Source organism: Methanobacteriaceae archaeon (genome assembly GCA_030656015.1).
Classification (GTDB): Archaea; Methanobacteriota; Methanobacteria; order Methanobacteriales; family Methanobacteriaceae; genus UBA349.
Window position 1 is genome coordinate 486,366 of record JAUSNX010000004.1, and the last position, 12,406, is coordinate 498,771.

Consider the following 12,406-nt stretch of genomic DNA (forward strand, 5'->3'; position numbering starts at 1 on the left):
CTAACCTTATTTTTCAATTTAAATCTTTTAAATTAAAAAAGCTTAAATGATGACCATGTTCCCAGTGGACAACAACATCATTACCTATTTAAAGGGTTAAGTCTAAACTTAACCTAAGCTCAAATTAACTGATTGCTAACGCAAATAAATGGAGGTATTGTTAATGGCTAAAACAAAAGAACATATGAACTTGGCGTTTATTGGACACGTAGACCACGGAAAATCAACCCTTGTGGGACATTTATTACTCCAATCCGGAGCTATTGCTGAACAACAGCTAGCAGAAGGGGAAAACAAGTTCAGATTTATAATGGACAAATTAGGTGAAGAAAGAGAAAGAGGAGTAACCATCGATTTAGCTCACGCTAAGTTTGAAACTCCAAAGTACGAATTTACTATTGTGGACTGTCCTGGTCACCGTGATTTCGTTAAGAACATGATTACTGGTGCTTCCCAGGCTGACGCCGCAGTATTAGTAGTCTCTATTGACGACGGTATCATGCCACAAACTAAAGAACACGCATTTTTGGCTAGAACCCTCGGTATCAACCAGATAATCATCGGTATCAATAAAATGGACCTGGTTAACTACGATGAAGAGAAGTTCAACACCTTAAAAGGCGAAGTTTCTGACTTGATTAAGACTGTAGCTTACAAGCCAGCAGACATCCACTTCATACCACTCTCTGCTTTCGAAGGAGACAACATCACCGTTAAGAGTGAAAACACTCCATGGTACAAAGGACCTTCTCTCGTAGAAGCTCTACAAACCTTCACTGCTCCTGAGAAACCAACCAAATTACCACTACGAGTACCTATCCAGGATGTTTACTCCATCACTGGTGTGGGAACCGTTCCAGTGGGAAGAATCGAAACCGGACTCATGAAGAAAGGTGAAAGTGTAATCTTTGAACCTGCCGGAGCTATCGGAGAAATTAAATCCATCGAAATGCACCACGAAATGCTTGATTCAGCAGAACCTGGTGACAACGTAGGATTCAACGTACGTGGTGTAGGTAAAAACGATGTACGAAGAGGAGACGTTGCAGGACACCCTGACAGCCCTCCAAGTGTAGCTAAAGAGTTCACCGCACAGATCGTTGTATTACAACACCCTGGTGTTATCACCGTAGGATACACCCCTGTATTCCACTGTCACACCGCTCAGGTCGCTTGTACTTTCTTAGAATTAGTTAACAAGATGAACCCAGCAACTGGTCAAGTGGACGAAGAAAACCCGGACTACCTCAAAACCGGTAACGCTGCAATAGTGAAAATTAAACCAACCAAACCTATGGTTATCGAGAAAATCAAGGACATTCCACACATGGGTAGATTTGCTATCCGGGACATGGGTCAAACCGTGGCCGCTGGTATGTGTATTGATCTCGTAAAGGCTAAATAGGTTTAATTAACCTTTTTACTCTTTTATTTTTTGGAGACTAAAAAAATGCACAACGCACGAATTAAACTCACAGGGACTGACCCTGAAAAATTGGCCTATGTCTGCGAACAGCTAAGAAAAATAGCTGAAAGAACTGGCGTAGATCTCTCTGGCCCTATCCCATTACCAACTAAAAAGCTGGTAGTGCCTACCCGTAAATCACCAGATGGTGAAGGGAAAGCAACTTGGGAAAAATGGGAGCTAAGAATCCACAAAAGATTAGTGGGTATCGAAGCCGACGAGCGAGCCATGAGACAGGTCATGAAGGTAAATGTACCTGACAACGTGAGTATCGAGATTGAATTAAAGAGCTAATTAAATTTAGCTTAAATCCCTATTTTTTATTATATTAGGCCTATTGCTTATTTTTGAATATTATTCTCATTTGCCGGAATAGTCTAGCTTGGTAAGGCGCGGGACTTGAAATCCCGTGGAGACTCTCTCCGCCTGGGTTCAAATCCCAGTTCCGGCGTATTTTTTATTTTTTATTTGTTTTATTATCAAAATCAGTTACAAAGAGAATTGATAATAAATATATGAGACTACTTTAAAAAAAAATATAAAAATTATATAATTTAATTAAATTCAAATTAGCAATATTAACCTAAGAAAAATTCTCCATTTTCATTTATATTAAACCCAAAATTTTCTAAGAGTACTCCACAAAAATGATCTGTACTAAATTTAATGTTACCATCATTACCAATTATTTCAAGTTTCTCAGGACTCAATTTTATATTAGACCCTCTTCGCCATAAATCCGCCTTTATTTTTATTATCCCATCAATTCTAATGTCCAAAATAATCTTACGTTTTTTTGGACGAATTTTTATCCATTTATAGCTTACTTCAATATCCCAAGCTAAAAAGTCACCAGATATCCATTCATTATCTAATATTTCCATTACTAAATCATCATTCTCATTGTATAATTTAAGAGATAAGGCTATAAACCCATCATCATTTATATTGATTCCTAATAAACTTTCACCATTAACAGTAATTATATTCTCCGACGGAGAAATAGTATTATGGCCAATAAATAAAAAAGGAATTGTGCCCGGATTTATAATTAATTTTCCTTTACTATAACCATGGACAATATTATATGGATTATTTTTAAATTCTAATTGTTCATAAAGTGTCATAGCACCTCTTGTGGCCATATCATGACATCCGGGACATAATGCCATTCCATCTTCCACTTTATTAAAATTAGGATTAATATGGTGGTATTGAATTATCTCAGAGCCACATCTACAACATCCATATCCTGCTTCTTTACGAATTTGACGTTTTGTACTTGCAGAAAATTTTTTAGAAACCATTTTATTACCTATTTCATTAAAAATTAATTCTTAAAGTTTTATCTCAAAATCAATGATTTTCGTAACAGTTCCATCTAATGCTCTAAGATAACCATCATTAAAACTATTTCTAACACCATGAACCGAAATAATTTCATCATGCGCATTTTTACAGTTAACCCATTGATCTTTATCTATTTTGCAGAAATTAGAGTCATCATGGAAACATCCACCACCATGGGCAACACAATTTCTATGCCTATACCAAATCGGAATCATTTCATCAATTAAACCTTGATTAAGGCCCATAGCAAATGTGCTATTAGACATACTGGATGAAGTGAAAACTTCTCTTATAAGTTCAAAAACCAATTCTTTAGAATCATCTTGAATTTTTCTATCAACACCTCTCCTATTTTTTACTATATTACCTTGCCAATCAAGTAAATCCTGGCCAATATAATTTTTGCTGCGTGCAATTGTTTCTAAAATATTCCATAAACGGAAATATTTAAATTCAATCCTATCTTCTTTGTTAGCTTCATTATACAATGAAAAATATAGCTGAATTTTCTCATTATTTTCTGATTTTTGGATACTGTACTCCAAAAACTGTGGATCTTCTCCAGATAAAAAACCCCCAAGTAAATTTCCACCATATGATTGCATATTTAATCCAAACCAACTTTCATTGTTATTCAAACCGATTAATACCATTCCGATTATTGAAGGGCGGGCTCCTCTTTGAACGGCTAATAAATCACAAATAAGTTGAGATCTTTCTTTAATTTTAGAAGCCGCATCATTTAATGAATCCGCACAAACTTTAGGAAAGTGAATAATAAAACTAGGCTGTTCACTTTTGCATTTATTTAAGATTTCATCATCATTAATACCCAGTTTTAGGTTATTTTCTGCAAGTATGCTTTTTATAAGTGATATTTCGTCATTGCAAGATATTCCTTCAAAAGGAATTACTTCATATCTTCCTAAACGCATTCGAATGGTTAATTTACAGTCTCTAACAAATACTAAGCCCAAATACTCGTGTAATCCATTTCCAAACCCTTGATTAAATTCTTTTTCTCGATTAGTTATTATTTCATTATATTGATTTTTTAGTTCTGAGCAACTTTTAGGAGAATCAGAATCTTTTATTACCTCAAATAAAGCTTTACTATTGACTGGAATTTGCAAACTTTCTCGATCCTCATCCATAATAGGTGATAAAGGATCTTGAATATTTTTTTCTTTATTGATTAGGGTAATATGATTAATTAAATACAGACCCTCTTTATAATCTTCAGGAATTTTAAAACTAATTTGTTTATCAGTATCAAGATTATTAACAGTAGAAGATGTTTCAAATGCCCAAAATGTATGATCTTCTTCAATTTTAGAAACATTAACCGAAAAATTATATTCTTCATCCGATCTTATTCCATCAATAATTATATCAAGAGTTTCTCCTTCTTTGATGCTGCATTTTGCTATTTTTATAGATTTTTTAGTGTTAGTCACTATTTTATGCCCCCATAAATAAGCTATATAATTCCATAAATTAAATTTTGAGAAATTAATAATTCTTTCAAATATTTTGTTTGCCATGATCGTCGTATTTCAAATATTTCAGGAGGTTCAGCATTATCATTACCCAAATAGGTTCTAAATCGGGTTTCATCTGATTTTAGGATAAATGTAGCCAAATATCTAGTATAATGGTTAATAATCATTCTTTCAGACTTAAAATGAACATGTTTAGAAGCTCTTTTATTAAGTTCCTCTTCAGTAAACAGAGGACTAATGCCAATAATTCGACGTAAATTAGGTACCTCCTTATTTTCTTTCTGTACACATCCATTAAGGAAATCTAATAATGAAACACTGATTTTCCTAATATTTTTTTTGTTAATATTTTTAGAAGTTATTATTTCTTCTAGTTCAATGGCTAATTTTAGGCTTTCAGGATATTTTTTTCGATGGATTCTATAGTTCTAGTTTTATATGGTTCACCAAATAGAAGCCCCTGACAGGCATCTAATCCATTATTTAATATATCTAATTCTTTATCCTCAGAACGTGTCCAATAATCAAAACCAACTGTGAAAGTATCCAAATAGCCTGAAATATCAATTCCAGTACTTTTTAGCTCGGGATAGAAAACATGATGATCTATTAAGTTGTCCATTTTATCAGCTAAGTTTCTTGCAAAGTTATCAGGTATCATTGAATATATCTGAGACCATCCAGAACGATGCAATTTAATATGCATGATTTCATGAGCTAAAGCATGTTCATCTGCACGTTTTGGATCTAAAGATATAATATCATTACCATTAGTATCTCTATGAACAGCAGCACCCGCTGATTGTTTTAATAATTCTTTATCACACATTTCATTAATTATAATCAAATTTTCTGAATCAAGAGATTCAACTTCTCTTAAAAGTTCTTTAATTTCCGTTGTCATGAAATGGTTAAGGTCCAAACTAGTTTTTACACACAAAATAGATCCCCCATAATAATAATCTTAATTAAATTTTGAAATATTTAAAATATGCTTTTTAGTAATAAGTAACCATGATGTTTTATATGAATAATAGTTTAAGGGATCTAAATCAGGATCTTTGGCTAGCAGTCAAGCTAAACATTGAAGAAGAAAAATATCACAAACCTAATCACAATAAAATATCATGGCCATAAAAAATACTTTCAAGCACCAGAAAATTGATATCACTGGATTTCAACCAATATCATTGAAGCTTGAAACAACAAAAGGCCAACTATTCTATTTCTTCATGGTTATCCTGAACTGTATGGCTTCTCAGATGTAATGGCCCGATTAAAAGAAAATTATCATATTTTATCTCTGGATATGCCGGAACTTGAAATCCAGTGGAGACTCTCTCCGCCTGGGTTCAAATCTCAGTTCCGGCGTATTTTTTTATTTTGAATTAAAAATTGTTATTTTTTAAATCTTAATATTACACATTTTTGATAATGAATAAAATTATTACTCTTATCGACATAATGTAATAGTATGATAGAAACTGTGAAGAAATACAAGGGCAAGGGTACTTTTGATTTTATTCTGAGCAAAAGAATCAAAATCGAATTAGATTTTAATTTATTGCAATATTCAAATGCTAATATAATAATTGAAGCTTACTTAAATCATCCCTCACCTGAAATTGCTGATTTATTCAATGAATTTCAAGAAAAAATTATTAAAGTAGATATAGATGGGAATATTCACGACCCTGAAGGAAAAATTAAAATAGAAAAATCATATCTTAATAGTATTAAAATAGATTATAAAAAAGACAAACATTTAAAATTTAAGTTTGTTTTAAAGATATTTGAGCCTATTGAAATCATCTTTGGAGAAACAAAATCAGATGAAATTACAATTTCCTCAGGGCTAACTAATTTTATTTTTAGAGGGTGTAATAACGTTGTAAATCCTTTTGATAGCTTTAAAGCCAAAATAGATGAGTTTGAAATATTTTTTATTCATAATGAAAATTATGGGGAAAAGATAGAATCTCTTAAAGAAAATAAAAAAAAGATTCTTGTAACCTCCGAGGCAACTACAACTTTACATAAAAATAAAGAAAAAAATTTCCCAAATATGATTAAAATTTTAACTGATTTATTATCTTATTCTTGTCGAAATCGTATAAGTCCAATATATGAAGATTATTATGCTAATAAAAAATTATTTAAAACTATTTTAAGACCAGTATTTACTCAAGAATTTAATAAAGAAAAAGATATCATTGATTCAAATAATTTAGATGATTGTGATCTCAGAAATTACTTAGAAGTATGCTATCCAAAATATTTAGAGTATATTAATAAATTCGGTTTAAATATTTTTATATCCTTTTATTTAGAAGCTTTTTCCCAAAAATATAGTGATTTGAGTTTTTTATTGTTTGTAACAGGCCTAGAAACAATATTAACCGGATATGAGGAAATTTGTGTAGAAGAAGAAAATAGTCTTAGTAATAGTATACTCAAACAAAACATCAACAAAATAAAAAGGGTACTTGAAAATAAAGGTTTGGAGGAATATGAGGAAATCGCAGATGAAATCGCAGATAAAATATCATATCCACACCCTACCATGGATGATAAATTAACGGCTTTCAGTAAAGATACACGATTTTCAATAAAACTCACAAAATTCGATCGTGATTTTATACAGATTAGAAATAAAATAGCTCATACTGGAAAATTCCCAAAAATCATTAACTCTAGTGGAAATGAAAGAAATATTGAAATTAATAATGAATTAAATAGATTAATTTATTTATTAGATAGAATAATTTTAACGATTCTCGGATACAAAGGAGAACCATTTCTGAATATATTCGAATCTAAAAAAGAAATACTTGATTAAAAATATTGTATATTACACTAAACAATTTAAATTTATTAACCAGACATCCATCAATCACTAAGCTCATTTTTTAATCTACAAAAATACAACCTGCTGCAAATAGTCAAGTTAGAATTCTCAGAAGAAAATATATCACAAACCTAATCACAATAAAATATCATGGCCATAGAAAACACTTTCCAGCACCAGCAAATTGACATCAATGGAATTTCAACTCATATCATTGAAGCTGGAGATAACAAAAGGCCAACTATTCTATTTCTGCATGGTTATCCTGAAAACTGGGGTAGCTTTGCCGATGTAATGGCCCTATTAAAAGAAAATTATCATATTTTATCTCTGGATATGCCTGGAGTTGGGAAATCCAGTCAATTGTTCCAGTGATAAATTTACCATAGCCAGTTTTATTCAGGATTTGATTCATCACTTTAATCTAAATAATGTAACTTTAGTAGGCCATGACTTAGGCGGTATGGTCACCTATTCTTTTTTAAGAAATTTTCCAGAAAATATATCCCAGGCCGTGATTATGAATACGGCCATTCCCTTGGTTGAAACATGGAAAGAAGTTAAAATGAATCCCTATATCCGGCATTTTGCCTTCTTTGCCCTACCCCGAATTACCAGAAAGTGTATTTACCGATAATCAAAACCAAGCTCCGAAATATTCCCTAGAAATCTCCACTGTCTCACCATATAATCAATTTCACCCTGCAAAGCATCATTATAACCCTTAAGAACATCACTACCACCAATAACGGCCTCACCAGCACAGTAGCCACTGGCCAGGGCAATGGAAATTCCCTCACCAATAGGATTCAATAAATTAGCCGCTTCGCCTGCAAAGAGCAGTCGGCCCTTCCCTAAGTCTACATTAAATCCAGATCGAATATGGGGCATTAATCCTGTTTCTTCTTTCTCAACTGATTCTATTTTTAAATTAAAATTGGATTCCAGATAAGAAACAAAATTAGCATGATATTCTTTCATTTTAGATGAATCTTTAACTCCCACACCTATAACAAGATAGTCATCTTTCACATTGAACCAGGCATCGTACTGGGAAAGGGAAGTATCTAAAAAGGCGTGGAAAAATGCACTGCCCAGATCTATCAAACCCCTGCAAAAGGTCTGGTAAGTGATGATATAATCCCCATCTACCTCCAAAATATTCCTTTTAATTCTACTACCTGCCCCATCACAGGCAATGACCCAGCGGGCCTTTTCGGTATAATCTTCCAATTGGACCAGTACGTGGTCCTCTTTTTCTTCACAACCCATAACCTTGGTGGATGTTCTAAGCTCAGCACCGGCCTTCTCAGCATTTAGGGCCAGCCACTCATCAAAGGTGTTTCTCCAGATATTGTAACCCTCACTCTGGTAAGGATAAACCTGACCCTCTTCATTGGTGATGATGATTCCCTGATTAAGGACGGGCTGTGAGAAGATCCTTTCTGGTATTTTTCCGAATTCTTTTTCCACTACTTTAATTGATTTCTGGATTAGAATTCCTGAACAGGACTTTTCCCGAGGTAATGACTTCTTCTCCACCAGTAAAACATTTAGTCCAGCTTCTGCGGTTTTCTTAGCAGCCATACAGCCTGCAGGCCCGACCCCGATTACTATGACATCGTACAATTATGATTTCCTCCAGAATTATAGATTATAAACACTTCATTCCATTTTATTTTAGTAAGATTATTATATAAATTAATAACAAAGCAATATAAAATGGAATAAAAAATCTATTATTAATTCTTGTAAAAGGTGTTTAGAATATGAATAGTGTTATTTTTGGAATAATAGTGGGAATAATATTTGGAATTGTGTCGGTATTGATAATGATACCCTTGAAGTTTGAAAATTCAGGCGAAAGAAGAGATGCAATGGCCGGAGCATTTATAGATCGTTTCATGATAGGTTTCATAATTCCAAATGTTGTCCTTGGAATTAATCCCATCATTGCTGGAGCTTTACTTGGTATTGGTCTTTCCCTTCCCTCAGCAATCATAAGTAGAACTTATGCCCCCATTTTAATTATTGGTATAGTAGGTGGGGCAGTTATCGGATATTTAACCGGGGTAATTGTATGAATACTTATAAAGAAGATTCATTTGTTGAAGTTTGTTTATATGAAGTTAAACCAGATAAAACTGAAGAATTTGAGGCATTAATTAAAAAGGTTCTTAAGCATCACAGCGAATTCCCTGGAGTTAAAGATGTTAGGTATATGAGACGAACGCACCGGCCGGGAAGTTTTAGTGATGCTAAAAATGGAAAGCCACCTATTAAATTAACTCGAAAGCCTAAATTTTACACTTATGTGTTATACTGGGAATTAGACAATGAGATAACTCATGGAAAGGCTACTAAATCTGGCCTTGAGAATTTCTTTAAAGAATTTAATAGGTGTCTGGTTAAAGCTCCAAAAATAATTCTTGGTGAGAGAATTCAATAAATAATGGTATAAAATGGAAAATGAAGATTAATTACATATTTTATATCCCTATTATTTGAATTTGTTATAATCATTTCCAGATTAAAAATAGTTATTTTATGAAAAGTAGCAAGGTTATAATTGTTCTTTAAAAAATAAAATATTAATCAGACCGGAATTCTTCAGGAATATCCACCTCACCATTTCCGGCCGAGCAATGCGGTATAGCGGCTATTAAATTGTGTATGCGTTCATATGGTACTGATAAAAAGACCACATCTGGATCAAAACCTTGATGGCTTCTGGCCGTCCAGTCTCCCACAGTCATATTGGTATTCCCACTCATGATAGTATAGACTATGGCCGAATGACATAAGGCCCCTATTATTTGCTGTTGTGGTGATAGGCCATCCCAATAAGTGTCTAAGGTTATAAGGCGACAGGCCACCTCAGCATTGCATAAAAATAAAATCATATCTGGCCTTATTTCTGCCTTGTCTAAGGGGCATATTACAATTCTATCAGATAAATCCGTGGCCGGTGGTATTGCTAATTTTCTCATTCTCTCAAAACTAACAATGGATCCGGTAAGTTTCTCACCCTTAGTGAGGAATTTCTGCAATTTTCTTTTTTGTTTTCCAGCAAAAGGCTCGCTAAAACCGCAGTAGTGATTACCACCTGGGCAGGTCGAAACATCTTCATCAATTATAAAGCTCTCACCCTCAGCTGCCAGTTTCATTGCTTTACAAATGGATATTTTTTCATATCGGCCAGATTTAATTTCATCATTAGTAAAAGAAATCGCCATAGGTTCATATTTTAATCCAAAAACCTTTTTAAAAACATCTGCCTGTTCTTTATAGCTCATTTAAACCCATCTCCCGCTTAAAAAATAATTAATTTAGTCTATGTTTATGGTATATACCTTTAAACTAATTAATTTATTCAAAAAAGGAATAGAATTCCGGCCTCCAATCTATTTTTTTGAAAAAAAACTAGGTAACCAACTAGCGACCGGTTCATAAAAATTATCTCTTTTTATGCTATTAATACATTTAAACAATATTAAATTGATTTTAAAAAAATAAAAGGTTACTATGAGAAGTATTTATAATTTAAACTAGCAAAGACCGTAAAAACCTCTCTTGAAAGATGGACATTATCGGTTAATCAGCCTTTTGATGGCAGAACCAATAGTACCACCAATTCCTCCAATAATACCATACAAGATTATAACTATAATTGCCTCCATTACTCCGGTAACTGGCCAGAGCTGTTTTGCAGTATCCCCTAATCCTATAAGGTATAAAATAAGTATAATCGATCCACCGACGATACCTCCAACGATACCCACAAGTGCTCCGTGTGCGGCACCGTCCATATAACCTTCGTTAGCTTTGTAACCGACATATATTGTTGCTGCCAGAAATCCAACAAGTCCTCCAATATCTCCTGCAAATTCTCGAAGAATAATCCACAGGATTAAGGATAACAACAAACCATTTCTTACCGTAACCCAGTTTATTTCCACCATATTATAACCACCTTTTAAACCATGGTTATAATCTATTGTGGATTAATAAAGTTTTTTTCATAATAACTAAATACTCCTTTTAAATAAATAAAACTTTATGAAAGATACCGGACCTATACCCATAGAATCACCATTAAAAGGGGAGTGGATGGTCTTAAATAGTCCAGATAGTAAAGTTCCCAGTCACGGCACGGATTATTTTGCACAGACTTATGCCTTCGATCTTTTACAGGTTGATTGGGCCCATAAACCCCTTAAATTTTATAAAAAGAGTACTTTGAGTTATATTCTGGGTAAGGTACATTTAAGTGATTGTTACTGCTATGGAAAACCTATTTATGCTCCCATTTCCGGTACGGTGGTGGAGGCCCGTGATGGATAAAAATAATCCCAGAAACAGAATTAATACCAATATTAAGTCTTTTAGATAGGGATATCATAAAAATCAAGGCAAAACTGTGGTTTTATTATTTATCATTTCATTAAACAATAGTTATATTTTATACACATGGTTTTAAGTTTAATTTAAAAGAATATTTAATCAACACACGTTTTTATTATTAAAACATGATAAATAATAAAATAATTGGGTAATGGAGGGTTTTCACGATGAACCAGAGGCACCAGGAATATGTGAAATATTATGAATCAAGATTAAAGAAATATGAAAATAACTTATTATATCCTTATTCATACAAATCTGAAAAAGCATTATATGATGCGATATCTGAATCGGAAGATCTTGAAGAATTCGGTCAAAAGGTTGAATGGGGAAACCTGGCTGTTAAAAATGCCATAGCCTTGGTAAAAGACCAGGAAACTGCACGAAAAAATTTATTAATAGAATTAAAAGAGGAAATACGTCTACATGCTCCTTCACGGATTCTTGATATCGTTGATTCTCTAAAAACAGATGTTGAACTGATAAATACTGTATCTGAGATTGAGGGTGATGTGAATGTGGAAGTTACTCTGGACTTATTCACTGACCAAATCAGATATGATTTGATGATTCTGGAAGAAATAGAGGTTTACCAATCTGCAGAGGTTCCTGATGAATGGAAAAATGAAATAAATCAGGAAAATCCTCAGGAACTCATAAAACAGGGTAATAAGCAATGGGAAGATGCAATGCTTCCTCAGGCCCAGAAATGGGATCCCCCGTGGCAGTACCAATCGGATCTTATATGGGAGGAAAGACACCGAAGACTCATCCCCATCCCCCATGAAGTGCTGGAAAAAAAAATAAAACAGTTTAAAACTTACCGGGGGATCTAAA

General features: G+C 33.3%; 16 protein-coding genes and 1 tRNA gene. 11 read left to right on the forward strand and 6 right to left on the reverse strand.

Annotated features, from left to right (window positions below; all coding sequences use genetic code 11):
• Positions 1-163: 163 nt before the first annotated feature.
• From tuf to Q7I96_05550, 3 genes are all read left to right on the forward strand, one after another.
• A complete protein-coding gene (gene tuf / locus Q7I96_05540) occupies positions 164-1,405 on the forward strand; it encodes a translation elongation factor EF-1 subunit alpha (GenBank protein MDO9627072.1) in 1,242 nt (413 codons plus the stop codon).
• 45 nt (positions 1,406-1,450) lie between these two features.
• Positions 1,451-1,759, forward strand: a complete 309-nt coding sequence (gene rpsJ / locus Q7I96_05545) for a 30S ribosomal protein S10 (GenBank protein MDO9627073.1) — start codon at positions 1,451-1,453, stop codon at positions 1,757-1,759.
• Between the two features lie 72 nt (positions 1,760-1,831).
• Positions 1,832-1,916: transfer RNA gene (locus Q7I96_05550), tRNA-Ser, on the forward strand.
• A gap of 127 nt (positions 1,917-2,043) precedes the next feature.
• On the opposite strand, the gene Q7I96_05555 is transcribed toward Q7I96_05550, so the two are convergent.
• The 3 genes from Q7I96_05555 to Q7I96_05565 form a co-directional block, all read right to left on the reverse strand.
• Positions 2,044-2,772: a hypothetical protein gene (locus Q7I96_05555; protein ID MDO9627074.1), complete on the reverse strand. Its 729-nt coding sequence runs from the start codon at positions 2,770-2,772 to the stop codon at positions 2,044-2,046.
• A gap of 30 nt (positions 2,773-2,802) precedes the next feature.
• Entirely contained in the window at positions 2,803-4,359 is a 1,557-nt protein-coding gene (locus Q7I96_05560; protein MDO9627075.1) for a hypothetical protein, read from the reverse strand.
• A gap of 346 nt (positions 4,360-4,705) precedes the next feature.
• A complete protein-coding gene (locus Q7I96_05565) occupies positions 4,706-5,257 on the reverse strand; it encodes a hypothetical protein (protein ID MDO9627076.1) in 552 nt (183 codons plus the stop codon).
• A 187-nt stretch (positions 5,258-5,444) separates the two neighbouring features.
• On the opposite strand from Q7I96_05565, the gene Q7I96_05570 reads away from it, so the two are divergent.
• The 4 genes from Q7I96_05570 to Q7I96_05585 all read left to right on the forward strand — a co-directional run bounded on the left by Q7I96_05570 (position 5,445) and on the right by Q7I96_05585 (position 7,802).
• Complete coding sequence (locus Q7I96_05570) at positions 5,445-5,585, forward strand: hypothetical protein (protein ID MDO9627077.1); 141 nt, start codon at positions 5,445-5,447, stop codon at positions 5,583-5,585.
• A gap of 206 nt (positions 5,586-5,791) precedes the next feature.
• Positions 5,792-7,156, forward strand: a complete 1,365-nt coding sequence (locus Q7I96_05575) for a hypothetical protein (GenBank protein ID MDO9627078.1) — start codon at positions 5,792-5,794, stop codon at positions 7,154-7,156.
• Positions 7,157-7,315: 159 nt separating this feature from the next.
• Positions 7,316-7,540, forward strand: coding sequence for an alpha/beta fold hydrolase (locus Q7I96_05580; GenBank protein MDO9627079.1), 225 nt, complete (start codon positions 7,316-7,318; stop codon positions 7,538-7,540).
• Positions 7,512-7,802, forward strand: coding sequence for an alpha/beta hydrolase (locus Q7I96_05585; GenBank protein MDO9627080.1), 291 nt, complete (start codon positions 7,512-7,514; stop codon positions 7,800-7,802). Before Q7I96_05580 ends, Q7I96_05585 begins: the two co-directional genes overlap by 29 nt.
• On the opposite strand, the gene Q7I96_05590 is transcribed toward Q7I96_05585, so the two are convergent.
• Positions 7,793-8,794: an NAD(P)/FAD-dependent oxidoreductase gene (locus Q7I96_05590; protein ID MDO9627081.1), complete on the reverse strand. Its 1,002-nt coding sequence runs from the start codon at positions 8,792-8,794 to the stop codon at positions 7,793-7,795. The genes Q7I96_05585 and Q7I96_05590 overlap by 10 nt on opposite strands.
• A 140-nt stretch (positions 8,795-8,934) precedes the next feature.
• Here Q7I96_05590 and Q7I96_05595 point away from each other — a divergent pair, with 140 nt between their 5' ends.
• Both Q7I96_05595 and Q7I96_05600 read left to right on the forward strand, forming a co-directional pair.
• A complete protein-coding gene (locus Q7I96_05595; GenBank protein ID MDO9627082.1) occupies positions 8,935-9,249 on the forward strand; it encodes a hypothetical protein in 315 nt (104 codons plus the stop codon).
• Entirely contained in the window at positions 9,246-9,614 is a 369-nt protein-coding gene (locus Q7I96_05600; GenBank protein ID MDO9627083.1) for a hypothetical protein, read from the forward strand. Before Q7I96_05595 ends, Q7I96_05600 begins: the two co-directional genes overlap by 4 nt.
• A 142-nt stretch (positions 9,615-9,756) precedes the next feature.
• On the opposite strand, the gene Q7I96_05605 is transcribed toward Q7I96_05600, so the two are convergent.
• Both Q7I96_05605 and Q7I96_05610 read right to left on the reverse strand, forming a co-directional pair.
• Positions 9,757-10,461: a DUF169 domain-containing protein gene (locus tag Q7I96_05605; GenBank protein ID MDO9627084.1), complete on the reverse strand. Its 705-nt coding sequence runs from the start codon at positions 10,459-10,461 to the stop codon at positions 9,757-9,759.
• Positions 10,462-10,752: 291 nt separating this feature from the next.
• Positions 10,753-11,127, reverse strand: a complete 375-nt coding sequence (locus tag Q7I96_05610) for a DUF5518 domain-containing protein (protein MDO9627085.1) — start codon at positions 11,125-11,127, stop codon at positions 10,753-10,755.
• 97 nt (positions 11,128-11,224) lie between these two features.
• On the opposite strand from Q7I96_05610, the gene Q7I96_05615 reads away from it, so the two are divergent.
• Positions 11,225-11,509 (forward strand): hypothetical protein, encoded by a 285-nt coding sequence (locus Q7I96_05615; protein ID MDO9627086.1) that lies wholly within the window; start codon positions 11,225-11,227, stop codon positions 11,507-11,509.
• A gap of 227 nt (positions 11,510-11,736) precedes the next feature.
• Entirely contained in the window at positions 11,737-12,405 is a 669-nt protein-coding gene (locus Q7I96_05620; GenBank protein ID MDO9627087.1) for a hypothetical protein, read from the forward strand.
• The last annotated feature ends 1 nt before the right edge of the window (position 12,406 follow it).